Raw genomic sequence first — 24,689 nt, forward strand, 5'->3', positions numbered from 1 at the left:
GGCCCACGTGGTGGCGAACACTAAGATCTCAGGCGCCTTGAGGTGGCCTTTTCGATAAGGAAAGGCCTATGGGATCTGCAAGCGATTGTGATCAGTCCGCCGCTGTCTCTCCAGGCCCTAGCCCCGGCTGCCTGCCGGATAGGGATCAAGGGAAAGATGTCAGGCGTCGGCGCTGCGACGACGGCGCCACTGCCGCCATAGCTTCTCCAGTTCCAGGTACAGAAAGAACACCAGACTGAAGCCCACGCAGATGCCCAGATCACGGGCCGACAGGGGCACGGTGCCGAAGAATTGGGCCAGGACCGGGACGTAGAGCAGCGACAACTGCAGCACCGCTGTGAACACCACAGCCCCCAGAAGCCAGGGATTGCTGAAGGGATTCACCTGGATCAACGGCAGGTCGCTGCGGGCCGCCAGGGCGTGTCCCATCTGCGCCAGGCACAGCATGGTGAACACCATCGTCTTCCAGGGAGAGCCGGAGCGGGAGGCGTACAGCATCATCGTGATCGTGATCACGGCGAACACCACCCCGATGCGCAGGATGTAGCTGCCGATGCCTCGAGCGAAGATGGATTCGCCGGGCTCGGCGGGGGGGCGCTGCATCAGGCCTGCCTCCCCGGGCTCCAGCGCCAGGGCCAGGGCGGGCACGCCGTCGGTGACCAGGTTCATCCAGAGAATCTGAAGGGGGGTCATCGGCACGCCCATCAGACCCAGCAGGGGGGCGGAGCCGATGGTGATCAGCTCGCCCACATTGCTGCCGAGGATGTATTTGATGAAGCGGCGGATGTTCGCATACACAAGGCGCCCCTGCTCCACCGCATTGACGATCGTGGCGAAGTTGTCGTCGAGCAGCACCATGTCCGAGGCCTCCTTGCTCACCTCGGTGCCGGTGATGCCCATGGCCACGCCGATGTGGGCCTGCTTCAGGGCCGGGGCGTCGTTGACGCCGTCGCCGGTCATGGCCACGATCTGCCCAAGGCCCTGCAGGGCTTTGACGATGCGCAGTTTCTGCTCGGGCGGCACCCTGGCATAGATGTTGCAGCGCGCCACGATCGCAGCCAGCCCGGCGGCATCGGCCTCCTCCAGCTGCCGGCCGAGCACCACTTCGGCGCCAGGTTCCACCAGGCCGATGCTGACGCCGATGGCCCGGGCGGTGAGGGGGTGGTCGCCGGTGATCATCACCGGGCGGATGCCAGCTTCCCGGCAGCGCGCCACCGCCTCGGCCACCTCCGGGCGGGCGGGGTCCAGCTGGGCCATCAGCCCCAGCAACACCTGGTGCTCCAGTTCGTGTTCGGGGCTGGGGTGATGGGGGGCGCAGGCGAAGGCCAGCACCCGCAGGCCGGAGGCGGCCAGATCCCGGGCCTGCCCCAGCCACCACTGGCGCTGATCGTCGCTGAGGGTGGTAACGCCAGAGGCGTCGAGCCAGCGATCACAGGTGCCGAGGATCACCTCGGGGGCCCCCTTGCTGATCATCAAGGTGGTGGAGCCGGCGGCCGTCTGCCCCAGGGGGGCCTGCAGGCTGCCGTCGCGATCCAACACCCACACCGCCATCAGCTGGCGCTCGGAGCTGAAGGGGATCTCGGCGTCGCGCTTGTAATGGCTGCGCAGGGCGAAACCATCAAGGTCGGCCTTCGCTGCGGCCACCACCAGGGCGCCCTCGGTGGGATCGCCGAGGATCTCCCAGCGACCATCGGGCTCCTGCTTGAGCTCGGCGTCGCTGCACAAAACGCCAGCCTGCAGCAGCAGATTGCGGCCACCTGGGGCCACGCCGGCGGTGGCTCCGGCCGCGGGGGGCAGCTCAGAGCTGTGGAACTCGCCGTGGGGGTCGTAACCGTTGCCGCTGACCTCGAACGCCGTGGTGCCGCTGCGCAGCTCCTGCACCACCTGGCGGTTGAGGGTGAGGGTGCCGGTCTTGTCGGTGCAGATCACGGTGACCGAACCCAGGGCCTCCACCGCCGGCAGGCGGCGGATCAGGGCGGCGCGCTGCACCATGCGCTGGGTACCGATCGCCAGGGTCACGGTGATCACCGCCGGCAGTCCTTCCGGCACGATCGCCACCGCCATCGACAGGGCCACCTCAAGCAGATCAAGCAGTTTCTGGCCCATCAGCCAGCCCAGGGCCACCACCAGGGCCACCAGGGCCAGGGCGGAGACCACCAGCACGTTGGCCAGGCCGTCGAGCCTTTCCTGCAGCGGAGTGGTTTCCCCCCCCGCCGTGTTGATCATCTGGGCGATCTTGCCCAGTTCGGTGTCCATGCCGGTGGCGCTGACCACGGCCAGGCCGCGGCCGCGCACCACCTCGGTGCCCTGGAACAGGCAGTTCTGACGCTCCAGGACCGGGGTGGAGGGTTCGAGCACCAGCGCGGCCAGCTTGTTCACCGCTTCGGCCTCGCCGGTGAGGGCCGCCTCGCGCAGGCCCAGTTCGGCCACCTCCAGCAGGCGGGCGTCGGCTGGCACCCGGTCGCCCGCCTCCACCCGGATCAGGTCCCCTGGCACCAGCTGTTCGCTGGGCAGCCGTTCCCAGATCCCGTCACGGCGCACCGTCACCAGCGGTTGGGCCATGTCGCGCAGGGCCTGCAGGGCCTGCTGGGCGCGACTTTCCTGCAGGTAGCCGAGCAGGGCGTTGAGGCCCACGATCAGCACGATGGCGATCGCATCCTTGGGGAATCGCTGGGCCGCGTAGGCCACGCCAGCCGACACCGCCGCCACGGCCAGCAGCATGATCAGCATCACGTTGCTGAACTGATCCCAGAGGATGCGCAGGTTGCTGCGCCCGGCCTTGAGCTCCAGCCGGTTGAGTCCCACCTTGGCCAGCCGTTTGGCGCACTGGGCTGTGCTCAGACCCTCAGGGCTGGCCTCCAGCGCTTCAAGGCACGCCTCAGGATCCAGGGCGTGCCAGGAGGGGCTCGCGGTGGGGACGGTGTTCAACGTGGCGATACAGGAATCGCCCGAACACTAGTCACACCCTGCGGCGGCTTTCGTCAGCTGTGCGCTCTTTCCGGGACGGCCGCGCCGCGCTGCAATCGCCTCTCCAGCAGCAGCAGGCCCGCCACCGTGGTGACGGTCACCATCAGCACGAGGGAGGAGAACTGCAGCGGATCGATCAGGCCCTGGTTCAGTGCTGTTGTCGCAAATACAAGGCCCGGCAGGCCCCGCGGGATCAGGCCGAACACCACCAGCCAGCGGTCCACACCTGCGGCCCTGTCGTTGCGATCGATACCCAGTCCGCAGGCCAGCTTGCTGAGCACGGCCATCACGATCAGGGCCGCCGCCAGGCTCCAGGCCGCCGGCTGCAGCAGGGTGCCGGCGCTGATGCGCATCCCCACACTGATGAAATAGAGGGGCAGAAACACCTCCGAGAGCACGGTCAGCACCCGCTGCACCTCCCCCTCCACCGGCCCCAGCCGGGCCATCAGCACCCCCCCCCAGAGGGCCCCCAGCAGGCTGGTGAGGCCGCAGGCTTCCCCCACCCAGGCCGAACCGATCAGGAGCATCAGGATCGCCAGGGCGCTGGTGGGCCGACGGCTGTGGTGGCGGGCCCAGTGCGCCACCGCCAGCCAGCTGAGCAGCCCCAGCACCAGGCCGAGCAGGGGACCGGCCCAGCCGATCCCCTGGCTGCCCAGCCGCAGGCCGGCGCTGGCGGTGGCGATCGCCAGCAGGCCGATGGCCGGCAGATCATCCAGGACCGACACCCCCACCAGCAGTCGGCCGGAGGGGGTCTGCAGGGCCCCGCGCTGGGCGAGAAGCCGCAGTGTCACACCAGTGCCGGTGGCACTCAGCACCGCCAGGCACAGCAGGGTGGTGGGGGTGGAGAGGCCGAAGGCGCTTTGCAGAGGCCAGAAGGCCAGCAGCGGCGTCAGGAAACTCAGCCCCACCGTGCGCAGGATCGCGCCCCTGCGGGAGGTGAGCAGGTCGCCGCGCACCTCCAGCCCCACCTGGAAAAAGAGGGTCAGCACCCCCAGTTCCGTCAGGCCGCTCAGTGGCGCCAGGGCCGTGAAGGGCACCACGGTGTTGCCGAGCACGAAGCCCATGGCGAGCTCCAGAACGATGGCCGGCACCGCCCAGCGCGCCATCCAGCCCGCCGACAGCCGCGCCAGGAGCACGCCCATCAACAGGATCAGGAGGGTGCTCAACAGCGAGGTGGGTCCCATGGCGCGGATCAGCCCAGGCCGGAAGCCGGTGGGGTGGGACGCCAAGGACGGCCAGGCCCACGGCCCTTAGCGTCCTAGAGCATTCATCGGATGATCCGACGCTGCATGCCCCGCCTCGACACCCTGCGGCGCCGGCTCATCGGCACTCCACTGCCCACCAGTGCCCACCACGGCGAGCGTTACAGCAACGCCGAGGCGCTGGCGATTCTCAGCTCCGATGCCCTCTCCTCGGTGGCCTACGCCACCCAGGAAATCGTGCTGGTGCTGGGGATGGGCGGGGCAGCGGCCCTGCCGTTCACCCTGCCGATCACGGGCCTGATCGTGGCCCTGATGCTGGTGGTGGCCAGCAGCTACCGGCAGACGATCAAGGCCTACCCGCAGGGGGGCGGCTCCTACCGGGTCTCGCAGCAGAACCTCGGCCAGGGCGCTGGCCTGGTGGCCGGAGCCTCCCTCTCCATCGACTACGTGCTGACCGTGGCCGTGAGCGTGGCCGCCGGCATCGCCGCCCTCACCTCCTATTTTCCGGGGCTGGCTGCGGCGCGGGTGCCCCTGTGCCTGCTGGCGGTGCTGCTGGTGATGCTGGCCAACCTGCGGGGGGTGAGCTCCAGCGCCCGGTTCCTGAGCCTGCCCACCTACCTGTTCATGGGTGCCGTCGTCACCCTGCTGGTGGCGGGATTTCTCAAGCTGGGGATGGGCCAGCTCCCCCCCCTGCCGCTGGCGGAGCAGCAACGGCTCCTGGCGGCGGCCCACCATGGCAGCCAGGGCTTGCAGTCCATCGGCCCCCTGCTGCTGATGCGGGCCTTCAGCTCAGGTTGCGCCGCCCTCACCGGGATCGAGGCGATCAGCGACAGCGTCGCCGCCTTCAAGCCGGTGGAGTGGCGCAACGCCCGTCGGGTGCTGGGGGTGATGGTATTGATGCTGGCCCTGATGTTCAGCGGCATCAGCGCCCTGGCCAGCCAGGGCGGCCTGGTGGTGCAGGACAACGGACCCACGCTGCTCTATCAGCTGGGTGACCGGATCTTCGGCGACGGGCCGCTGCTGTTTCTGCTGCAGCTGGCGACGCTGCTGATCCTGCTGCTGGCTGCCAACACCGCCTACGCGGATTTTCCGCGGCTGTCGGCCTTTCTGGCCCAGGACGGATTCCTGCCGCGCCAGCTCTGTTCCCTGGGCGACCGGCTGGTGTTCAGCAACGGCATCTTTGCTCTCAGCGCTCTCGCCGGCCTGCTGCTGGTGATCGTTGAGGGCAGCGTCAGCCGCCTGATCCCGCTCTATGCGGTGGGGGTGTTCATCAGCTTCACGCTGTCCCAGGCCGGGATGGTGGTGCACTGGTGGAAGCTGCAGGATCGGGGCTGGCGCTCCCGGGCGCTGATCAACGGCATCGGAGCGGCGATCACCGCCGTGGTGGGCGTGGTGTTGCTGGTCAGCAAGTTCACCCAGGGGGCCTGGGTGGTGGTGCTGGCGATCCCGCTGCTGGTGACGCTGTACCTGCGGATCCGCTCCCATTACGACGACGTGGCCCGGCGTCTGCGCCTGGCCACCGAGGGCCCCCTGCCGCTGCCGGGGGCCCCGCCCGCCGGTGGGGGCACCCCCACGGTGGTGCTGGTGGGCCAGCTGCACCGGGGCAGCCTCGAGGCCCTCTGCTTCGCCCGCAGCATCGCCAGCGACCTGGTGGCCGTGCATGTGGATCTCGGTGGCGGCCACGCCGAGGCCATCCGCGAGCAGTGGAGTCGCCAGCTTCCGGACATCCCACTGGAGGTTCTGGAGTCCCCCTACCGCTCCCTGGTGGACCCGGTGGTCGCCTTCGTGCGGCGCTTCGAGACCCAGCACCGCAAGGATCACGAGGCCTTCTGCATGGTGGTGCTGCCGGTGTTTGTCACCCGTCACCGCTGGGAGAACCTGCTCCACAACCAGTCGACGATTCGCCTGCGGCAGGCCCTGCGCGAGCGCGGCACCCGTGTCGTCACCACCGTGGGGTTCTACCTCTGAGGGGGGATGATTCATCCGTTCGGGGCAGCGGCAGCGGGATTGACCTGCTAGATCGCTGACATCAGGCCGTTGCCATGCAGAGTTTTGTCGCCGTTGCCACCACCGGAGAGGGGCTGATCACGCTCGCCGTGTTCATCCTGGCGATCATCCTCTTCGTCACCGGCAAGCTGGCGCCCGAGGTGACAGGCCTGCTGGCGGCCGCCTTGCTCGTCACCCTGGGCGTGCTGACTCCCGAGGAGGCGGTCAAGGGTTTCGGCAGCCCTGCCCTGATCACCCTGATGGGGCTGTTCGCCGTGGCCTCCGGTCTGTTCCGCAGTGGCGGCCTCGACCGCCTGCGGGCCCTGATCGGCTCCGATGCCGTGCGCAGCCCGAAGCGGATGATCGGTTTGCTCGTGGGGGTGGTCGCCCCGCTTTCCGGCTTCATTCCCAACACGCCGATCGTGGCGACCTTCATCCCGGTTTTGGAGGGCTGGTGCCAGCGGCGTGGCATCTCCCCCTCCAGGGTGCTGCTGCCGTTGTCCTTCGCCACGATTCTGGGGGGGACGATCTCCCTGCTCGGAACCTCCACCAACCTGTTGGCCAGTGACGTCAGCCGGCAACTGGGGTATGGATCCCTCGATCTGTTCAGTTTCACGGCGATCGGTATCCCGGTCTGGCTGATCGGCAGCGCCTACATCTTTTTCTTTTCCGAGCGCCTGCTGCCGGATCGGGGCTCAAGCGACGACGACATGCTCGTCAGCCTGGCTCGGGAGGGTTACATCACCGACGTGCTGATCCCGCCGGGGTCCGAACTGATCGGCAACTCCCTGCACGACAGCCGCCTGCAGCGACGCTTCGACGTGGATGTGCTGGAACTGCATCGGGGGCCGGAAAGCTTCAGCGCCCCGCTGGCTGACCTGCAGCTCCAGGCCGGTGACCGGCTGTTGCTGCGCTGCAACCGGGACAACCTGCTGCGGCTGCAGCAGGAACACACCGTCACCCTCGCGCCCGTGGGCGATCAGGAGGACGATCTGCGCGAACTCAGTGGGGCCACCGAATCGCCCCAACGGGTGGTGGAGGTGTTGCTGCCCAACGGCTCCAGCCTGGTCGGTGCCAGCGTCCGTGACCTGCGCTTCCGCCAGCGGTACAACGCCACCATGCTGGCGGTGCGGCGTGGCAACCAGGTGCTTCGGGAGCTGCTGGGGCGGGTGGTGCTGCAGGCCGGCGACGTGCTGCTCCTGCAGGCTCCCCTCGATGCCATCCGGGGCATGCAGGCCAACAACGACCTGGTGCTGCTGGATGAACTGGAGAAGGATCTGCCCACCACCGACCGCAAGCTGACCGGCATGGTCATCGCCGCCCTGATGATCCTGCTGCCGATGCTGAAGGTGTTGCCGCTGATGGCGGCAGTGCTTCTGGCGATGGTGGCGATGGTGGCGACGGGGTGTCTGCGTCCCGGAGAGGTGCAGCGCTCGATCCGCTGGGACGTGATCCTGTTGCTGGGCTCCCTGTCCTGCTTCAGCGTGGCCATGCAGAAGACCGGCCTTGCCGAAGCTCTCGCCGAAGATCTGTTGAGGGCTCTTCAGGGTTGGCCCACCTACGCCGTGCTGCTGGTGGTGGTCGTGCTGGGGCAGGCGTTCACCGAGGCCCTCAGCAATGGCACCACCGTGGTGCTGCTGCTGCCGATTGCCGTGGAACTGGCCAAGGGATTGGGACTGCCGCCGATGGCCTTCATCTTCGCGATCACCTTCGCCGCCAGCCAGAGCTTCCTCACCCCGATCGGCTATCAGACGAACCTGATGGTGTTCGGTCCGGGTCGCTACCGCTTCCTCGACATGGCCCGCTTCGGGGCTCCCCTCTCGATCACTCTGGCGCTGACGGTGCCCTGGCTGCTCTGCCGGTATTTCGGCCTTTAGACAGCCATCGCTCTGATCAGCTCAGGCAGGTGGCTCCTTGGCCTCCTGTTCCAGCGGCGCCTCCTCGAAGCGCGCCACCAGCTTGGGTACCACCAGGACGATCACCAGCAGCACCAGGGCGCCGAGCCCAAACTCAACGACCCCCTTCACCATCTGATCGAAGGGGATCCAGCGCCCGCCGAGCCAGGCCAGGCCCACCATCGTCGAGGCCCAGAGCACGGCCCCCAGCATGTTGAACAGCAGGAAGCGGCGGTAGGGCATGTGCACCGCCCCGGCGATGGGTCCGGCCAGAACCCGCAGCACGGCCACGAACCGCCCCAGCAGCACCGACTTGCCGGCATGGCGCAGGAAGCGCTCCCGCAGGGTCTCCATCTGCTCCGGACTGCGGCCCAGCAGCCGTCCGGCCCGGAGCAGCACTCCCCAGCCCGCCCGGCGCCCCACCCAGTAGCCGAGGTTGTCCCCCAGGATCGCCCCGCCGGCGGCCGCCCCCATCACCCCGAGCACCTGCAACTGGCCGCTGCCGGCCGCATAGCCCGCCAGCAGGGTGACGGTTTCGCCGGGCAGGGGCACGCCAGCGTTCTCCAGCAGCATGGCGCCGAACACCACCCAGTATCCCCAGGCGTGCAGGAGGGATTCCAGGGTGGTGAGGCTGATGGTCCCGTCGAACACGGCCAGGGGCCAGGCCATCGCAACGTGGAAGGAAGCCAGACCCTATCTCCCTGGCCAGGCCAGTGTTCCGGTCCAGAGCCAGCGGCGGCGGCGCAGCCGGTTGGGGTGGGGCCCGGGCCAGGTGAAGCGGGGCAGGGCCAGGGCCGGTGTTGACGGGGTGAGCAGGGCCCCATCGACGGTGGCCACCTGGCGGAAATGGCGGCCGCAGATCTGGGCGTCGCCCGGCAGGTGACTGTTGAAGGGATAGGAGAACGACTGGGGCGCCTCCCCCAGCACCCGGGCGAGCACGGCGCTGGAGCGGACCAGTTCCTGCTCGAACTCCGCCGCGCTGATGTTGCAGCGGGGGACGTGGCGGTGGCCGTGGCTGCCCAGCTCGTGGCCGGCGTCCCTGGCCCGGTGCAGGTGGGCCTCACTGGGGTAAAGGAGATTGGCCGCCGCGGCCAGCTCGGCGGAGGTGTCCCAGCGCTCGGCCAGTTCCGCCAGCAGCCCCTGCACCTGGGCCACGGGGGTGGCGTCCCGCAGCCGGGCGATCAGGGGCCCGTCCCGCAGATCGGCCGGCAGTGCCAGGCGCTGCTGGGCCAGAACCGCCAGCTGGGTCACCAGGCTGGGGTGGGCCCCATACCAGTAGAGGGCATGTTCCCAGACCAGCCCCCCGCCGGCGAGCATTCCGGACGACTGGAAGAACACGGCGGGGACGCCCAGCCCTTCGAGTACCTCCAGCCCCTCCTCGTAGTTGCAGCGCAGGCCGTCATCGAAGCTGACGATCACCGCGAATTCGTTGGATGACGGGTACCGTCCCGCCCGCAGATCGGCGTAGGTGAGGAAGCGGGCGCCACGGCGCTGCAGAAAGCCCAGTTCCGCGGCCAGCTCGGCGGGGGGGATTGGAGGCACCCCGAAGCGGTCGAGGAAGGGCACCCGGCCCGGCTGGTCCACCCGGTGATACAGCAGGCAGAGCACGTTCCCCCGCAGGCGCCGGCGCCAGAGGCGATCCAGCGGTGGCAGAAACAGCAGGTCCGCCGCCCGGTTGGCGACGCGCCCCAGGCGGCTCATGGCTGCTCTCCCTGCACCACCCGGACGGCCCCATCGCGGCGCCCCTGGTCGGCCAGGTAGGTGCGCACCAGGCCCCGGGCGAGGCGGCGGTTGGCCATCAGCCTCTGCCAGGGCTCGTAGACGTAGCCGGTGCGCCGCAGGAACAGCTTGCCCTGCTCCCACTGGGGCACCCGCGGGGCGGTGCCGGCCTCCAGCCGGCGGGCCGCCTCGATCAGCAGCTCGATGCCCACCTGGAAACTGCGCACCTCGATGGTCTCGACGTCGTCATCGGGCTGCATCGGCACGTGGGCCGACAGGATGATGTCGCCGCTGTCGATGCCGGGGTCGATGTGGTGCACCGTGACCCCCACCAGCTCCGGATGCCCCTCCATGAGCATGTAGAGGTTGCAGTTGGCGCCGCGGGAGTAGGGCGACAGCCCGGTGTGCAGGTTGATGAGGCCGTGGCGAATGGCGGGGATCAGCTCCAGCACCGGCGCCCGCAGCAACTGGGTGCCGTTCACCAGGACGATGTCGGGGGCGACCTGGCGCAGGAAGTCGGCGGTGCGCGCCTCGTTGATGGCCGAAGTGACCAGCACCGGCACCCCTTCCGGCAGCTCGGGCGGGGCGCCGTTGTGGTGGAACAGTTGCCGCTGCAGGGCGGCGCCGCGGCGGTCGTGGGGCCGCAGCAGCACCCGGGCGACCAGCTGGCGCAGCAGCCGCAGCGGCCGGCGGTATTTCGCCAGCCGGGCCAGCCTGCTGTGGCTCTCGGGCGGTGACACCTGCAGCACCACCCCCACCAGGGTGAACGCCTCGGCCGCCCGCCGCACCAGGTGGCGCTGGTAGAGGCCGTCGCAGCAGAGCACGGCCACCCGCAGGGAGCTCACGGCCATGGCGTCGCCGGGCGCAGCATCATCTGCGGATGGTACGGACGGGGCGGCCGGAAGGCGGCACAGTGGGACCGATCCAGAGCCGCCCATGGCCGTCCGAGACGTGCTGACCATCGGAGATCCCCGCCTGCGCCAGGTGTGTGCGCCGGTGCAGCGCTTCGACGACCCCGCCCTGCCGGCCCTGCTCGACGACCTTCGCGACACCATGGCCGCCACCCACGGCGCCGGCCTGGCGGCCCCCCAGATCGGTGTGCCCCTGCGGGTGGTGATCTTCGGCCTCACCCACAACCCCCGCTACCCCGAGGCCGCGCCGATCCCGGAGACGGTGCTGATCAATCCGGTGCTCATCCCCCTCGGCGACGAGACGGACAACAGTGCCTGGGAGGGCTGCCTCAGCGTGCCGGGCTGGCGTGCCCTGGTGCCCCGCTGGCGCCGTCTTCGCTACCGGGGCCTCGACGCCCTTGGACAGCCGTTCGAGCGGGAGGTGGAGGGCTTCCATGCCCGGGTGGTGCAGCACGAGTGCGACCACCTCGATGGCGTGCTGTTTCCGGATCACATGCCGGCGGGGCTGCCCCGTGGCTGAGCTCACCGGAGCCTCCCCCCGCTGGTGGGTGCGCGGTGACCTCGACGGCTTCCTGGGCCTGGGCCTCGACAACCTGATCCAGATCCTGCTGATCGTGGCCCTCTGCCGCGGCGTGCTGGGGTACCCCGATGGCCTGATCTTCGGCACGATCCTGCCGGCCACCGGCATCAGCCTGGTGGTGGGCAATGGGGCCTATGCCTTGCAGGCCCACCGGCTGGGGCGACGCGAGGGCCGCGACGACCGCACCGCCCTGCCCTACGGCATCAACACGGTCAGCCTGTTCGCCTATGTGTTTCTGGTGATGCTGCCGGTGAAGCTGGCGGCCACCGGCCAGGGCCTCGATCCGCAGGCCGCTTCCCTGCTGTCCTGGCGCGCCGGACTGCTGGCCTGCCTGGGGTCGGGGCTGATCGAGGCGGGGGGCGCCTTCCTGGTGGCCCCCCTGCGGCACTGGTTGCCCCGGGCGGCCCTGCTCTCCACCCTGGCCGGCATCGCCCTCGGCTACATCGGGCTGGGTTTCCTGCTGCGCACCTACGCCGTCCCGGTGGTGGGACTGGCGGTGCTGGCGGTGATCCTGCTGGCCTACTTCGGCCAGGCCCGGCTGCCCCTGCCGGGAGGTGTGCTGGCGGTGCTGGTGGGCATCGCCCTGGCGGCGGCCACGGGCCTGCTGCGGCTGGATGGCCCCACCTGGCAGACCAACCTCGCCCAGGTGGGGCTGCACCTGCCGCTGCCACAGGTCGGCGCCCTCTGGGAGGGCCGCAACGAACTGCTGCCCTGGCTCGGAGTCACGCTGCCCATGGGCCTGTTCAACCTGCTGGGCTCCCTGCAGAACCTGGAGAGCGCCGAGGCGGCCGGCGATGCCTACCCGGTGAAGAGTTCGCTGCTGATCAACGGCATCGGCACGGTCGCCGCCGCCCTGCTCGGGTCCTGCTTTCCGACCACCATCTACATCGGTCACCCCGGCTGGAAGGGCATGGGCGCCCGCATCGGCTACTCCTGGCTCAACGGGCTGGTGATGGGCCTGGGCTGCCTGCTGGGCCTGTTCGGGGTGGTGGGCCAGCTGGTGCCGATCGAGGCCGGCATGGCGATCGTGCTCTACATCGCCCTGGTGATGGCGGCCCAGGCCTTCCAGGCCACGCCTCCGGCCCATGCCCCCGCCGTGGCCCTGGGGCTGTTGCCGGGCCTGGCCGGCTGGGGGTCCCTGATGCTGAAGGCGGGGCTGCGGGCCGGGGGCAGCGGCACCCCGGCCAATCCCTTCGGCCCCCAGCTGCTGCTGCCGCTGCAGCAGGCGGACGTGTGGGCCGCCGGCGCCTTCGCCCTCGAGCAGGGTCAGATCCTGGCGGCCATGCTGCTGGCGTCGATGCTGGTGTACGTGATCGAGCAGCGCTATCGCGCCGCCGCCCTCTGCGCCCTGGTGGCGGCGTCCGCCTCCTGGCTGGGTTTGATCCACGCCTGGAGTTTCACCCTGGCCGACACCGTCCTGAACCCTGGCTGGGGCAGCGGCACCCCCTGGGCCCTGGGTTATCTGGCGATGGCGGTCGTGTTCCTGCTGGGTCGCCCCCAGCGCTGATCAGGGCCGGTCGTGGGGTGATGCCTAGGGTTGAACGATTGCACCGCCGCGTGGTCCCAGTGAACAGACAGTGGAAACTTTTCGGCTGATGGGCACGTCTGGCATCGATCCGATCGCTCCGCCCCAGTACCTGCGGCTGCGGCGCCCCGATGACTGGCATGTGCACCTGCGGGACGGGGCCCTGCTGCAGGCGGTGGCCCCGGCCACGGCCCGCTCGTTCGCCAGGGCGATCGTGATGCCGAATCTCAGTCCGCCGATCACCACGGTGGCCGCCGCGGTGGCCTACGGCGCCCGGATCCGGGCCGCCCTGCCCGACGGCAGTGATTTCACCCCTCTGCTCACCGCCTACCTCACCGACACCATCGCGGCGGAGGAGATCGCACACGGGCACGCCGAGGGGGTCTTCACCGCCTGCAAGCTCTACCCGGCCCATGCCACCACCAATGCCGCTGCCGGCGTCACTGACCTGGCGCGGATCGAAGCGGTGCTGGCCACGATGGAGCGGATCGGCATGCCCCTGCTGATCCACGGGGAGGTGACCGACGCGGAGATCGACATCTTCGACCGCGAAGCCGTGTTCATCGAGCGTCACCTGGCGCCGCTCCTGCAGCGGCACCCGGGCTTGAAGGTGGTTCTGGAGCACATCACCACCGCCGAGTCCGTCGCCTTCGTGCGCGAGGCAGGCCCCAACCTGGCCGCCACCATCACCCCCCACCATCTGCACATCAACCGCAACGCGATGTTCCAGGGCGGGCTGCGGCCGGACTTCTACTGCCTGCCGGTGGCCAAGCGGGAACGGCACCGGCTGGCTCTGCGCCAGGCCGCCACATCGGGGGAGCCCTGCTTCTTCCTGGGCACCGATTCGGCCCCCCATCCCCGCTCGGCCAAGGAAAGCGCCTGCGGCTGCGCCGGCATCTACAACGCCCCCTATGCCCTGGAGAGCTACGCGGCGGTGTTCGAGCAGGAGGGTGCCCTGGATCGCCTGGAGGCCTTCGCCAGCCTGCACGGGCCCGCCTTCTACGGACTGCCCCTCAACGAGGGGACGATCACCCTGGTGCGGCAAGCCCACACGGTGCCGCCACGGCTGCATAAAAACGCCGCCGACGGCAGTGCCACCGAGCTGGTTCCCTTCCATGCCGGCCAGGTGCTGCAGTGGCGGCTGGAGGGAGAGGGTTGAGGCCTAGCGCACCGCGCAATGGCGGGAGCGGCGCCAGACCAGCCACGCAGGCCGAGGGGGCCCGTCACCTCCATTAAGGGATGCTGCCGCTGCTGGGCCGGGGTTCCACCACCACGGCGGTGCCGTAACAGAGCACTTCGGTGGCGGCGGCGGTGCCGCCCTGCACCTCCGAGCCGTCGTAGCGGGTGCCCACGATGGCGTTGGCGCCCAGGGTCCTGGCGTGCTGGATCATCTGCTCGTAGGCCTGCTCCCTGGCCTGCTCGCACATCTCGGTGTACGCGCCGATCCTGCCGCCCACGATCTGCTTGAGCCCTCCGAAGAAGCCCTGCACCAGGGTGGGGGAGCGCACAACGATGCCGCGCACCAGGCCTCGGTAGGCGGTGATCGCGTAGCCCTCGATCGTGAAGGTGGTGGTCACGAAGACGGGTTTCACCATCGGGGCGCTGACGCTGGTCGCCCCATCCTGGTGGGACAGAGCCCGTGCTTCAAGTGGCTGGTCCGAGGGCCGCCTCCAGCAGGGGAATCACCCGCTCCATGGCCACCCCGCGGCTGGCCTTGAGCAGCACCCGATCCCCGGGCTGCAGCCAGCCGAGCAGCACGGCAGCGGCCGCTTCGGGTGAGTCCACCCGCTGCAGCCGCTGCAGGCCGGCAGCGGCGGCTTCCATCGCCTGCGCTTCGGCGCCGGCGGCCACGATCAGCAGCCCGTCGAGGCCCAGGGCCAGGGCCCGTGCTGCCACCTGCGCATGCAGCTCAAGGCTGCGCTCCCCGAGCTCGAGCATCGTGCCCAGCACCGCGTAGCGACGGCCCCCCGCCCCGGCGTCCGTGGCGGCCAGCAGATCCAGGGCCGCCAGCACCGCTTCCGGGGAAGCGTTGTAGGTCTCATCGAGCAGCTCCACCCCGCCCAGCCGCCAGCGTCGGGCGCGGCCGCCTGGGAGTTCCACCGCCAGAGGCTCAAGAGACGTTGCCGGCACGCCCAGCTCCTGGGCCACCGCCACCGCCAGCAGCAGGTTGCGGGCGTTGTGGCGCCCCTCCAGGGGCAGCCGCAGGCTCGGCCCACCCACCAGATCGAGGCAAGCGCCCTGCAGCCGCCCCACCAGGTCCGCCGCCGGGATCCCGGACGGGAACGTCGCCAGCTCGTCCTCCAGGGCGACCCGCAGCACCCGTCCCCCCCAGACCCTCGCCAGGGAGTGCTCCAGCAGCGGATCCCCGGCCGGAATCACCAGCACCCCGTCGGGCCCCAGGCCGGCGGTGATCTCGCACTTGGCTTGCCCGATCGCCTCGCGGCTGCCCAGCCGTCCGATGTGGGCGGTGCCGATGTTGGTGATCACGGCCACATCCGGCTCGGCGCAGCGGCTGAGCCGATCGATTTCCCCCAGGCCCCGCATCCCCATCTCCACCACCAGGGCCGCCGTGGCCTCGTTGGCCTTCAGCAGGGTGAGGGGCGCCCCCACGTCGTTGTTCTCGTTGCCGCTGCTGGCCACCACCGGCCCGAGGGATGCCAGGGCGGCCTTGATCAGTTCCCGCGTCGTGGTCTTGCCCGCCGAGCCGGTCACCGCCACCACAGGCAACCCGAGCCTCCGCCGCCACAGCAGGGCCAGCTGCTGGTAGGCCACCAGGGTGTCTTCCACCAGCCAGATCGGCCCGCCGCCGCTGGCCACGAGCTGCGCCACGACGTCCCCATCCAGGCGGTCCCTCTGCACCAGGGCTGCCACCGCACCAGCGGAGAGGGCGGCGGCCACGAAGCGGTGCCCATCAAAGGTTTCGCCCACCAGGGGTACGAACAGGGCATCGGCCAGATCGCCGCGGCTGTCGGTGCTCACGCCGGCGAAGGAGTCCGGTGCGGTGCGGCCTGGGGCCATCAGGGGTTCGCCCCAGAGCTGGCGCAAGGGCTCAAACGGCAGCGACATCAGCCTGAGGCCCCGGGATCGAGCAGGATCATGCCGGATCCCACCAGGGCCCCGCGGGCCAGGAGCCGCTGCTGGCCGTCCACCAGCTCCAGCCATTCGTAGCCCAGGGCCAGGGCGCGCTGCTGCCAGCGCTCCGCCCATCGCCGCCGGCTCGCTTCGTTGAGGGCGGCGTAGCTCGGCGCCATGGTGAGCACCAGCCGGCCTTCGCTGGGCTCCGGATGGACCGAGGCGACCAGATGTTCTGGATCGTCCTGGGCCAGCAGCGCCAGGAGGGGATCGAGCTCCAATGGAGGTGGCGGTGGCGGCGGTGCTGGCTCCGGCTCCGGTATGGGCGCGCGCGCGGTCACGGGCGCTGGGGCGACACGTGCCGGCGCAGAGACGGTCGGGGCCTCCTCGGTCGCCGGGGCCAGCAGCGGCGCTGCGGGACGCGCTGCCGGGGGCGGCGACGGCGCGCGATGGGATAACACGCCCCAGGCCTTCCCCGCCAGCGCCAGGGTCAGCGTCAGCAGGGCCGCCAGCAGCAACGGCCAGAACAGGGGGGCCAGCCCCTGGGGCCAGAAGCCCGGCACCGACAGGTCCCCCTCCCGATTACGCCGCCAGAGTTCACGCAGCTTCAGGCGCAGCGAGGCCAGCACGGCCCGCAGGGCACCGCCCAGCTGGCCCCAGGGGCTGGCGTAGGGCGCCGGTAGATCGGAAGCGGGTGGAACCGGATCAGCCATGGGCGCCGGACACGGGGGGCGGGCTCAGGAGTCGTTGCGGCGACGCAGCAGGGCCAGGGGGTTGCGGGGGCGCGGGGCCGGCGGGGGCTCCTTGCTGGCCACATCCGGCCTGGGGTCGTCGTGCAACAGGCTGGGATCGGCCCCCTGGCCCTGGGAGAAGCGCTCCACCTGGGCGGCGTCGGGGGTGGGCTCCTTGACGCCACAGACCTCGCGGTACATGGCGTCGTACTCGAGCGCTGAGCGGTTCCAGCTGAAGTCGGTGGTCATGGCCCGGCGCTGCAGCTCCTGCCAGCTGGGCCCGTTGCGGTAGGCCTCCCAGGAGCGCACGATCGTGGTGTAAAAGTCGATGGCTTCGTAGCGATCGAAGCCGTAGCCCGTGCCGGTGCCGGCACTGGGATCGTTGGGGGGCACGGTGTCCACCAGGCCGCCGACGCGGCGCACCACCGGAATCGAGCCGTAGCGCATGGCCAGCATCTGGCTGATGCCGCAGGGCTCAAAGCGGCTCGGCATCAGGAAGGCATCGCTGCCCGCATAGATCAGCCGCGACAGGGCGTCGTCGTAGGTGAGGAACACGGCGAAGCGGCCGGGGTGGCGGGCCGCCATCTGCCACAGACCCGATTCGTAGCCGCGCTCACCCGTTCCCAGCACCACGAACTGGCTGTCGCTGTAGGCCAGCACCCGGTCGGCCACCTGCAGCAGCAGGTCGACCCCCTTCTGATCCACCAGCCGACTCACCATGCCCATCAGGTAGCTGCGGGGACTCACAGCCAGCCCCATGCGTTCCTGCAGCAACCGCTTGCTGGCGCTGCGGCCGGAGAGATCGTCGGCCGAGAACGGTTCCGGCAGGGTGGGATCGGTGGCGGGATTCCAGTCCTCGGTGTCGATGCCGTTGAGGATGCCGCGCAACTTGCCGCTGATGAAGTTCAGAAGGCCGTCGATGCGCTCGCCGTATTCGGGCGTACGGATCTCCATCGCGTAGGTGGGCGAGACGGCATTCACGCGGTCGGCATAAAGCAGGGCCGCCGCCATGGTGTGGTCGCCCTGCATGTACCAGGGACACCAGGTCATGCGATCCAGCTTCCAGCGCCAGGGGCCCTGATAACGCAGGTTGTGGATGGTGAACACCGTGCTGATTTCAGGGTCCTGGTGCATCCACACCGGAATCATGCCCGTGTGCCAGTCGTGGCAATGCAGGACCTGGGGCTTCCAGCCTCCGTTCCAGGCGAACTCAGCTGTGGCGTTGGCGAAGAAGGTGAAGCGCCAGTCTTCGTCTTCACCGCCGTAGATGCGCTCCGGATCGAACACCGGATGACCCACCAGATAGATGGGCAGACCGCAACTGGGGTGGCGTGTTTCGTAGATGGCGAAATCGGTGCCCATGGCGTGGCCGCGCCACATCGGCTCCGTGGGAATCTTCAGGCAACTCCACAACTTGCCGTAGCCCGGCAGGATGATGCGCACGTCGTGGCCCAGGGCCGCCAGGGCCGGTGGCAGGGAGCCCACCACATCTCCCATGCCCCCCACCTTGATCATCGGAGCGCACTCCGCAGCGGCAAACAGAACCCTCATCCGCCCTTGATCCCTGGTGCGCCAGGAACTCTACGGGCTGCCCCGGTGAGCTCCATGGCCTCAGGGCAGCACCGTCACCGGGGTGCCGACCTGAACCAGTTCGAACAGCTCCTTGACGTCCTCGTCAAAGAGCCGCACGCAGCCATGGGACACGGCGCCGCCGACACTGGCGCGGTTCGGTGTGCCGTGGAAGCCGGAGGTCACGCACCCCTTCACCTCCAGGTGCTCCTGGCCGTTGAAACCGCTCCGGCCCTTGCAGTCGCGGTGAAAACCGATCCAGCGGGAGCCGAGGGGATTGGTGGGTCCCGGGGGAATGTGCACGCCCTTGGCCGGGTGCTCCCAGATCGGATAGGCGGTCTTCTGGATCACGCTGAACGAGCCCACCGGCGTCTCCCAGCCGGGCATGCCCACACCGACGCGAAAGCGGCGCAATTCCCGCTCGCCTTCCATCACCGTCAGCAACCTCTTGCGGCGGTTCAACACCAGCTGGAGAGATGGAGCGCTGACGGCGGCTGTTTCGGATGGCGGTTCGGCGGCGAGGGAAGGCATCGACACCAACAACACGCCCATGGAGCCGAACAGGGCAACGGCCAGGGGTCGGGTGGCGCGGCGAAACACGATCGGGTGGCAGACAGCGCGGGACAGCACCCTGAGGTTAGCCAGCCAGGCGGTGCCACGGGCCCATGGCGAAGACTGGCCTGGCAGAGCGTCCAGCTACGTTTACAGAGATGGCGGCGACAGTAGGGACGGTTGCATCCAATCGCTGCCAGGACGTCTGCCGCTCTGCTCATGGGTCTGGAGATCACGGCATCATCGCTTGGATCCCTTCAACACCATCCCGGCGTTCTCTACAGCTACAAGAACGACGCCGTACCGCCAACCTGCTCAAGGAGCTTCTGGTTGCTGCACAAGAGCAAAAAAGTCTGGTTCAGGTTGGACGAGAAGCTACGGGGCCTGGCCATGGAGGCAGGCTTCTTCTACAGGGGCCGGAGAATTCTCTACCGGGGCGATTTGATGAAATTCCCCAGGCAGCAGAGACTCTCACTGGAAGCCAACAGCATCCTCTGGGGCCAGAATCTGGACAATGGATGGGGACGGGGACCGGAGGGGACCAACTACTACCTCCACCTCTGGACCCGTTGGTCGGTCTTCCAACCTGCCCGTTGCCATCCAGAGTTTTTCAGCATGACCCGCCGGCCGATTCATCGGCCGTGAGCGGATGGCTCAGGGAGAGGTCATTGGTTCCGTCATCGCGTCGGCCATGGCTGATCGTCCATCCATACTCCTTCTGAAGCTTCAGAAACATCACCAGTCCCCAATGGGCCTCTCGGGCCAGGGGATCTTGGCCACTGGCTGTGATCTCCGCTTCCACCCTGGCCAGGGCGGCATGGAAGTCGAAGGGTTCACCGTGATCGATGATCTGAAGGCGGAACAGACGGCTGGAGACGTGCAGCGAAAGCTGCACCGGTGGCGGCGCCACCAGGTGGCCATGGGCATGCCGAACGGCATTGGTGAAACCTTCCACAAGCCCCAGCTGGGCCTGCATCCAGAGATCCGTTGGTACGCCGAAGTGCCTTTGCCGCTCAAACCAGGAGAGTACGGTCTGCAGTTCATCAAGATCGCTGTTGACGGCCAGAACCCTGCCCGGCAGGCCTGAGTCCGCCGACGCGGTGGAGGTCATGCCGCCCCCGAATCCTTGCTGAGAAGCACAAGGAAGGTTCTGACAATCAGCTTGAGATCGTAGCCAAGACTCCAGTTCTGTTGGTAGCGGAGGTCGAGTCGGATCACATCTTCAAAGTCACGGATCGACGACCGGCCACTCACCTGCCATTCGCCACTCAGCCCGGGGCGGACATCAAAGCGCTGCCAACTGGGAATGGCGTAGCGACTGACTTCATCGGGTGTGGCTGGCCGCGTTCCAATCAGACTCATGTCGCCGATCAGCACATTCCAGAACTGGGGCAGCTCATCAAGACTGGTTTTGCGCAGGAAGCGACCCACCCTGGTGATCCTGGGGTCGTTGTCGTTTTTGAAGAAGGCTCCCTGGGCCTGGTTGACCACACTGCCTTTGAGCTTCTCCGCATTGCTCACCATCGAGCGAAACTTCCAGATGCGGAAGTGACGACCCATCCAGCCGCAGCGAACCTGGCTGAACAGAATCGGCCCCGGGCTGTCCAGCCGGATGGCCAGCGCCATGGGCAGGAACAGCAACGCCGTGACCCCGAGTCCGACCAGCGCCCCACAGATGTCCAGGAACCGCTTGACTCCGGACCGTACGGAAGGATGGGTCAGGGGGGGGCGTTGATCCTCGCTGCGCGAGAGCTGGGGCAGCAGGCCCTCGGAATGGGCCGCCACAGGCAACAGCTTCTCCAGTCCCGTCATCTGCAACGCCAGGAACACCTGCCGTTGCAAACTCCAGGCGCTGAGAGGAACGCCGTGCTCCTTGGCGGCCTTGATGGCGCCGACCAGGGCACCGATGCCGCTGCTGTCGATGATCGCGGTCCGGCCGAAATCCAGGATCACTTCCCGTAGTCCTTCCGCGTCGCCCAGCCAACGGGCGAAACCTTCACGGAAGGCCACCGCTTCGCGGACGGTGAGCCGAGGTGGCAGCTGAAGGATCAGGAGGCCGTTCTGTACGGTCCTGACGACAGCAGCGTTGGGGGATTGGGGAGCTGTCATGCCGGAGAAAAATGGCGCTGAAGACTGCGGCACAGGGACTGGGCGGAGCTGTCGGTCACATCACTGATCGAGGTCTTGAAAGGAGCTTGGAGAAAGCGAACCAGATCACCCGGACTCCAGGCAATCGGTACACCCATCTCCGTCAGGGCCAGGGCGAGTTCGACCTGGTGGTCGTCGGCGTGCTCCTGATAACGAACGCTGCGTGGCACAAGAATGAAAGGCTGCTGCATTTCATCAAGCAACAGCACCGTACCCTCGCCGCAATGGGCAATCACGACCCGCGCCTTCTGTACCAGCGCCCGAAAGGATTCTTCCTTCACCAAGCGGTAGACGGTGGTGCCACTGGGAAGAAACGTACAAGTGCCGTATTGAACAACAATATCCTCATCAATGAGCTCCCGTTGGATCAAGAGCTCAACCCACTGCATCAACCGGTTGAAGGGGAACTGCTCCGTGCCGACGCTGACAAGAATCATGATCTCACCTTGCCCTGGACAAGTTCGGCCCGCGGATAGCGACGCTGCAGCTGGGGCCAGTGGACGTACAAAATATCAAGATAAGGATGGACGAGTCGTGCCGAAAGACTGAGCGTCTGAATGCGGGTCACGGACTCGATGAACACGGTCTTGCATCCAAACAGTTTACCGAGCAGAAGAAAGGGAACGGCAACACCGGCGCCGGTGGAAAGGATCACGTCCGGCCGCTCGCTGCGGATCACCTGCAGCGCCAGCCCCAGGTTGCGCAGCAGATTCGGCAGGTTGCGGTTGGTGGGGCTGTGGGCCCAGAGGACCCGCTCCTGGGCCAGGGCCGTTTCCGTTGTGGCGGTTCGAAACGTGACCCAGAGATGGGGATGGCGCTGCCAGAAATCGCCCAGCTGCTGCAGTGCCTTGAAATGTCCCCCTGAAGAACAGACCAGCAGGATTTTCATGGATTGCGTTCCCCGCGCATGCGCCGTTGCTGGCTGGCTCCGGTGGAGCGCAGCATCCGGCCCTCCAACCAGCGATAGGGACCTTCCGGCAGCACCCGCAGCAGATAGGCCGCCAGCAGGGTGATCAGGGTGCGCCGGGGTTCCTCCAGCAGCACCCTCCAATCGGTGGCCAAGGATTGGTTCAGCAGTCGCACGGCGAGGGCACCATCCCGCTGGCGGGTGGCCCGGCGGGCCAGATAGCGCAACTGATAGGCGCGGGCCCTGGAGCCCCATTGGGCGATGAACTCCGGGTGGCTGGCTTCGGTCTTGAGCAGAACGCGCTCCCAGGAGGCGTATTGCTTCATCAGGTTGGCCGAGAGTCCGCCGTCACTGATGCGGTAGAGCGTCAGCGCCTCTGGGATGCCCTCGATCCGCCACTGGGTCTGGAGCACAATCCGCAGCCAGCACTCGATGTCTTCGGACTGACGGAAGCTGTCGTCAAAGAAGAAGTCTTCCACCTCGCCATAGAGATTCGCCTCAAAGCGAATGGCGGCAAACACATCCCGCCGAATGACAACAGCCGAACCATTCCCGATCGGATTGCGGCAGAAGACAATCTCCGGGGTGATGTCCTGCAGCCTCGGCATCTGGTAGATCCCGATTGGCCTGGAGCTCTCATCGATGAACTCGGAGCGGGAAAAGCTGACCCCAACCTCGGGCCGCGCTTGCAGATGGGCCACATGGTGCTCCACCTTGGTGGGCAGCCACAGGTCATCACTGTCCAGAAATCCCAGAAAATCCCCTTGGGCCTGCCGGATGCCTGTGTTCCTGGCCCCGGCCAGGCCCCGGTTCTGCTGATGCAGCACACGAACGCGTGGATCCTCGTACCCCTGGCAGATCGCCACACCATCGTCGGTGGAGCCATCGTTCACCACCAGGATCTCCAGGTTGGGGTAAGTCTGGGCGAGCACAGATTCCAGGCTTTCCCTCACCGTGGCAGCCGAGTTGTACAGCGGCATCACCACCGACACCAGGGGACATTGGCTCATGGGAGTGGGCTCACGGGCGGAAGGGGGCCAGCAGCTGGCGCGCAAAGACGGCGAGGGCTGTGAACACGGTACGGCGCGGCTGCCGCAGCAGGATCCGCCAATCGGAGCGCAAGGCCCGCAGCATGAAGTCGGTGCCGATGGCGGGCGCTCCCCCCAGACGCAGGGAGCGCCGGGCCAGGTAGCGCAGGTGGATGGCCTGGGCCGTGGCGAAGTGCTTTGCCACCAGCTCCGGCGCATAACGACGGGCTTCCTGGATTAGCCGTAGCCAGCCTCGCTCCATGCGCTGCAGGCTCGAGGACAGTCCCCCGGCCGAGGTGCGGTAGTAGGTGAGCACCTGGGGCAACCCGGCGATAGGCCAGCGGCCATCGCAAGCCACCCGAAGCAGCCATTCCAGATCCTCCGAATAGCTCATGTCGGGGACGAATCCGCCCACGGAATCGAACACCTGCCGCCGCAGCACCCAGTTGGAGGTGGTGTTGGTGGGGTTCTCACAGAGAAAATCCACCGGCCGATGCGATGGACGGGGCCGGGCCGCCAGCAGGCCGGTGGCTGTCCCCCCAGGGGACAGGAACGCGACGCGGGCGAAACTCACCCCCACATCAGGATGGTTGGCGTGGTAGTCCACATGCAGCCGCAGTTTGTCGGGATGCCAGAGATCATCGGCATCGAGGAAGGCGATCAGTGGCGCACTGCTGTGGGCCACGCCGCGATTGCGGGCCAGCGAGACCCCGGCGTTGGGCTGGCTGACCAGGTGCACCCGGGGATCATCCCCGAACAGGCGGGACACGATGCCGAGGCTGTCGTCGGTGGACCCGTCATCCACGGCGATCAGTTCCCAGTTGCTGAGGCTCTGGTTTTGAACGGAGTGCAGGGTTTGCTCGATGTGCGCTGCCGCGTTGTAGATCGGAACCACCACGGAAATTGCCGTAGTTTCCAGCTCTGTGAGGTCTGGAACAACAGCAGCGGTCTCGTGATGATCAATGTCCGCCATCGGTTCAGTTACGAGGTATGGCTGGAGCGGTGACCACCGAGCAGCCGACGCAGGAAAGCCTTGAAACGCCCCATCAGGGTGATCCGCAGCATCCGCAGGCGCTTGGCGTAGTAATCGAACTGGTTGATGGTTGGTGGCTGACCCTCCTGGAAATGGTGCAGCTGACGCGCAGGGATCAGCTTGGATGTCCAGTCGACCGAGTCGATATGGCGAAACTGTTCATGGCCGAAACGGGCCTGAAGCTTCTCCTTGATCTGGTCAGGCGTGCGGTAGGGGTAGTGGCGGTTGTAAAGACGCTGCGAGCAGGCTTTGGTGAGTCCGTTGGGCCACTGGGGGGCCAACGCTTCGTTCCAGGGTTGATGGGGCTGGTTGCGGAAGAAGCGGTACTCGCGCCAATTGGCGGAGTAGTAGCGGCGTCGTTCGGTGATGGGTCGGTTGGTTTCAAGCTTCTCGGCCGCCCAGTTCTTGTAATCGGCATCTGTGTAGTAGAACTGAAGATTCCAGGCCGTCACGAAGTCAGCTTTTTCACGGTTGGCCTTGGCCAGCACATCCCTGGGGTCCCCTTCGAGGAACTCATCCCCATCCAGCCTGAGCCACCAATCCTGATCACCCAGTTCGTGGTTGTATTTGTTGTAGACGACCGAGCGCATCCCATCGCGGAATGGCACCAGAAGTTGCTCTTCAATCACGATTGCTGGATACTGCCGAGCCAGGGTGTTCACGGTTTCCCAGGTGCCATCCGTACTGCCATTGTCAAGAACAAAGATTCGATCGCAGAACTTCAGCGCATGAACCAGACAATCCGCAATGACGTCGCCCTCATTCTTGATCAGGCAGATGGCGTAGATCTTCACGAGTGAATCAGGCGGGCGGACGTCAAGGCAGGCTCTTATGGCACCCTTGGCACCACGAACGTGACCCAGG

22 protein-coding genes are annotated in these 24,689 nt (G+C 67.7%); 5 read left to right on the forward strand and 17 right to left on the reverse strand.

What is annotated here, in order from left to right; translation table 11 throughout:
• Positions 1-159 precede the first annotated feature (159 nt).
• Both KBY95_RS09340 and KBY95_RS09345 read right to left on the reverse strand, forming a co-directional pair.
• Complete coding sequence (locus KBY95_RS09340) at positions 160-2,928, reverse strand: cation-transporting P-type ATPase (protein ID WP_254964719.1); 2,769 nt, start codon at positions 2,926-2,928, stop codon at positions 160-162.
• 53 nt (positions 2,929-2,981) lie between these two features.
• Positions 2,982-4,196, reverse strand: a complete 1,215-nt coding sequence (locus KBY95_RS09345; protein ID WP_254964720.1) for a cation:proton antiporter — start codon at positions 4,194-4,196, stop codon at positions 2,982-2,984.
• 60 nt (positions 4,197-4,256) lie between these two features.
• On the opposite strand from KBY95_RS09345, the gene KBY95_RS09350 reads away from it, so the two are divergent.
• Both KBY95_RS09350 and KBY95_RS09355 read left to right on the forward strand, forming a co-directional pair.
• A complete protein-coding gene (locus KBY95_RS09350; RefSeq protein WP_254964721.1) occupies positions 4,257-6,137 on the forward strand; it encodes an APC family permease in 1,881 nt (626 codons plus the stop codon).
• Positions 6,138-6,211: 74 nt separating this feature from the next.
• Positions 6,212-8,032 carry an SLC13 family permease gene (locus tag KBY95_RS09355; protein WP_254964722.1) on the forward strand — a complete coding sequence of 607 codons (1,821 nt, stop codon included), beginning with the start codon at positions 6,212-6,214 and terminating at the stop codon, positions 8,030-8,032.
• 21 nt (positions 8,033-8,053) lie between these two features.
• Here the strand turns inward: KBY95_RS09355 and KBY95_RS09360 are convergent, their stop codons facing one another.
• The 3 genes from KBY95_RS09360 to KBY95_RS09370 are packed head-to-tail and all read right to left on the reverse strand — an operon-like array spanning position 8,054 to position 10,620.
• Positions 8,054-8,719 carry a DedA family protein gene (locus tag KBY95_RS09360; RefSeq protein ID WP_254964723.1) on the reverse strand — a complete coding sequence of 222 codons (666 nt, stop codon included), beginning with the start codon at positions 8,717-8,719 and terminating at the stop codon, positions 8,054-8,056.
• 24 nt (positions 8,720-8,743) lie between these two features.
• A complete protein-coding gene (locus tag KBY95_RS09365) occupies positions 8,744-9,751 on the reverse strand; it encodes a polysaccharide deacetylase family protein (RefSeq protein ID WP_254964724.1) in 1,008 nt (335 codons plus the stop codon).
• Positions 9,748-10,620, reverse strand: coding sequence for a formyl transferase (locus tag KBY95_RS09370; protein ID WP_254964725.1), 873 nt, complete (start codon positions 10,618-10,620; stop codon positions 9,748-9,750). The genes KBY95_RS09365 and KBY95_RS09370 overlap by 4 nt, the downstream gene beginning before the upstream one ends.
• Positions 10,621-10,705: 85 nt before the next feature.
• Here KBY95_RS09370 and def point away from each other — a divergent pair, with 85 nt between their 5' ends.
• The 3 genes from def to pyrC all read left to right on the forward strand — a co-directional run bounded on the left by def (position 10,706) and on the right by pyrC (position 13,944).
• Positions 10,706-11,200, forward strand: a complete 495-nt coding sequence (gene def, locus KBY95_RS09375) for a peptide deformylase (protein ID WP_254964726.1) — start codon at positions 10,706-10,708, stop codon at positions 11,198-11,200.
• Entirely contained in the window at positions 11,151-12,767 is a 1,617-nt protein-coding gene (locus tag KBY95_RS09380; RefSeq protein ID WP_254964727.1) for an NCS2 family permease, read from the forward strand. Before def ends, KBY95_RS09380 begins: the two co-directional genes overlap by 50 nt.
• Positions 12,768-12,855: 88 nt before the next feature.
• Positions 12,856-13,944 carry a dihydroorotase gene (gene pyrC, locus KBY95_RS09385; RefSeq protein WP_254964728.1) on the forward strand — a complete coding sequence of 363 codons (1,089 nt, stop codon included), beginning with the start codon at positions 12,856-12,858 and terminating at the stop codon, positions 13,942-13,944.
• Between the two features lie 73 nt (positions 13,945-14,017).
• Here pyrC and KBY95_RS09390 read toward each other — a convergent pair whose 3' ends face one another.
• The 12 genes from KBY95_RS09390 to KBY95_RS09445 all read right to left on the reverse strand — a co-directional run bounded on the left by KBY95_RS09390 (position 14,018) and on the right by KBY95_RS09445 (position 24,619).
• Positions 14,018-14,380, reverse strand: coding sequence for a YbjQ family protein (locus KBY95_RS09390; RefSeq protein WP_254964729.1), 363 nt, complete (start codon positions 14,378-14,380; stop codon positions 14,018-14,020).
• A 49-nt stretch (positions 14,381-14,429) separates the two neighbouring features.
• Positions 14,430-15,851, reverse strand: coding sequence for a UDP-N-acetylmuramoyl-tripeptide--D-alanyl-D-alanine ligase (murF, locus tag KBY95_RS09395; RefSeq protein WP_254964730.1), 1,422 nt, complete (start codon positions 15,849-15,851; stop codon positions 14,430-14,432).
• Positions 15,851-16,570, reverse strand: a complete 720-nt coding sequence (locus tag KBY95_RS09400; RefSeq protein ID WP_254964731.1) for a hypothetical protein — start codon at positions 16,568-16,570, stop codon at positions 15,851-15,853. Before KBY95_RS09400 ends, murF begins: the two co-directional genes overlap by 1 nt.
• 24 nt (positions 16,571-16,594) lie before the next feature.
• The gene (gene glgA / locus KBY95_RS09405) at positions 16,595-18,139 is read right to left on the reverse strand and encodes a glycogen synthase GlgA (RefSeq protein WP_254964732.1); all 1,545 of its coding nucleotides are present in this window, start codon (positions 18,137-18,139) and stop codon (positions 16,595-16,597) included.
• Between the two features lie 60 nt (positions 18,140-18,199).
• Positions 18,200-18,787, reverse strand: a complete 588-nt coding sequence (locus tag KBY95_RS09410) for a L,D-transpeptidase (RefSeq protein ID WP_254964733.1) — start codon at positions 18,785-18,787, stop codon at positions 18,200-18,202.
• A 532-nt stretch (positions 18,788-19,319) separates the two neighbouring features.
• Positions 19,320-19,820: an ATP-binding protein gene (locus KBY95_RS09415; protein ID WP_254964734.1), complete on the reverse strand. Its 501-nt coding sequence runs from the start codon at positions 19,818-19,820 to the stop codon at positions 19,320-19,322.
• Positions 19,817-20,818: a sugar transferase gene (locus tag KBY95_RS09420; protein WP_254964735.1), complete on the reverse strand. Its 1,002-nt coding sequence runs from the start codon at positions 20,816-20,818 to the stop codon at positions 19,817-19,819. The genes KBY95_RS09415 and KBY95_RS09420 overlap by 4 nt, the downstream gene beginning before the upstream one ends.
• Complete coding sequence (locus KBY95_RS09425; protein ID WP_254964736.1) at positions 20,815-21,294, reverse strand: glycosyltransferase; 480 nt, start codon at positions 21,292-21,294, stop codon at positions 20,815-20,817. Before KBY95_RS09425 ends, KBY95_RS09420 begins: the two co-directional genes overlap by 4 nt.
• On the reverse strand, positions 21,291-21,746 hold the full coding sequence (gene pssD, locus KBY95_RS09430; RefSeq protein WP_254964737.1) for a PssD/Cps14F family polysaccharide biosynthesis glycosyltransferase: 456 nt from the start codon (positions 21,744-21,746) through the stop codon (positions 21,291-21,293). The genes KBY95_RS09425 and pssD overlap by 4 nt, the downstream gene beginning before the upstream one ends.
• On the reverse strand, positions 21,743-22,774 hold the full coding sequence (locus KBY95_RS09435; protein WP_254964738.1) for a glycosyltransferase: 1,032 nt from the start codon (positions 22,772-22,774) through the stop codon (positions 21,743-21,745). Before KBY95_RS09435 ends, pssD begins: the two co-directional genes overlap by 4 nt.
• Positions 22,775-22,784: 10 nt before the next feature.
• The gene (locus KBY95_RS09440) at positions 22,785-23,690 is read right to left on the reverse strand and encodes a glycosyltransferase (RefSeq protein WP_254964739.1); all 906 of its coding nucleotides are present in this window, start codon (positions 23,688-23,690) and stop codon (positions 22,785-22,787) included.
• A gap of 83 nt (positions 23,691-23,773) precedes the next feature.
• Positions 23,774-24,619: a glycosyltransferase family 2 protein gene (locus tag KBY95_RS09445; protein ID WP_254964740.1), complete on the reverse strand. Its 846-nt coding sequence runs from the start codon at positions 24,617-24,619 to the stop codon at positions 23,774-23,776.
• Between the last annotated feature and the right edge of the window lie 70 nt (positions 24,620-24,689).

It is taken from the genome of Cyanobium sp. Aljojuca 7A6 (assembly GCF_024346455.1).
Taxonomy (GTDB): domain Bacteria; phylum Cyanobacteriota; class Cyanobacteriia; order PCC-6307; family Cyanobiaceae; genus Cyanobium.

Bases quoted from the DNA above. Each gene is read 5' to 3' on its own strand.
- KBY95_RS09350 (WP_254964721.1), top strand. From the start codon at position 4,257: ATGCCCCGCCTCGACACCCTGCGGCGCCGGCTCATCGGCACTCCACTG.
- KBY95_RS09355 (WP_254964722.1), top strand. From the start codon at position 6,212: ATGCAGAGTTTTGTCGCCGTTGCCACCACCGGAGAGGGGCTGATCACG.
- KBY95_RS09360 (WP_254964723.1), bottom strand. From the start codon at position 8,719: ATGGCCTGGCCCCTGGCCGTGTTCGACGGGACCATCAGCCTCACCACC.
- KBY95_RS09365 (WP_254964724.1), bottom strand. From the start codon at position 9,751: ATGAGCCGCCTGGGGCGCGTCGCCAACCGGGCGGCGGACCTGCTGTTT.
- KBY95_RS09370 (WP_254964725.1), bottom strand. From the start codon at position 10,620: ATGGCCGTGAGCTCCCTGCGGGTGGCCGTGCTCTGCTGCGACGGCCTC.
- def (WP_254964726.1), top strand. From the start codon at position 10,706: ATGGCCGTCCGAGACGTGCTGACCATCGGAGATCCCCGCCTGCGCCAG.
- KBY95_RS09380 (WP_254964727.1), top strand. From the start codon at position 11,151: ATGGCGTGCTGTTTCCGGATCACATGCCGGCGGGGCTGCCCCGTGGCT.
- pyrC (WP_254964728.1), top strand. From the start codon at position 12,856: ATGGGCACGTCTGGCATCGATCCGATCGCTCCGCCCCAGTACCTGCGG.
- KBY95_RS09390 (WP_254964729.1), bottom strand. From the start codon at position 14,380: ATGGTGAAACCCGTCTTCGTGACCACCACCTTCACGATCGAGGGCTAC.
- murF (WP_254964730.1), bottom strand. From the start codon at position 15,851: ATGTCGCTGCCGTTTGAGCCCTTGCGCCAGCTCTGGGGCGAACCCCTG.
- KBY95_RS09400 (WP_254964731.1), bottom strand. From the start codon at position 16,570: ATGGCTGATCCGGTTCCACCCGCTTCCGATCTACCGGCGCCCTACGCC.
- glgA (WP_254964732.1), bottom strand. From the start codon at position 18,139: ATGAGGGTTCTGTTTGCCGCTGCGGAGTGCGCTCCGATGATCAAGGTG.
- KBY95_RS09415 (WP_254964734.1), bottom strand. From the start codon at position 19,820: ATGACCTCCACCGCGTCGGCGGACTCAGGCCTGCCGGGCAGGGTTCTG.
- KBY95_RS09420 (WP_254964735.1), bottom strand. From the start codon at position 20,818: ATGACAGCTCCCCAATCCCCCAACGCTGCTGTCGTCAGGACCGTACAG.
- KBY95_RS09425 (WP_254964736.1), bottom strand. From the start codon at position 21,294: ATGATTCTTGTCAGCGTCGGCACGGAGCAGTTCCCCTTCAACCGGTTG.
- pssD (WP_254964737.1), bottom strand. From the start codon at position 21,746: ATGAAAATCCTGCTGGTCTGTTCTTCAGGGGGACATTTCAAGGCACTG.
- KBY95_RS09435 (WP_254964738.1), bottom strand. From the start codon at position 22,774: ATGAGCCAATGTCCCCTGGTGTCGGTGGTGATGCCGCTGTACAACTCG.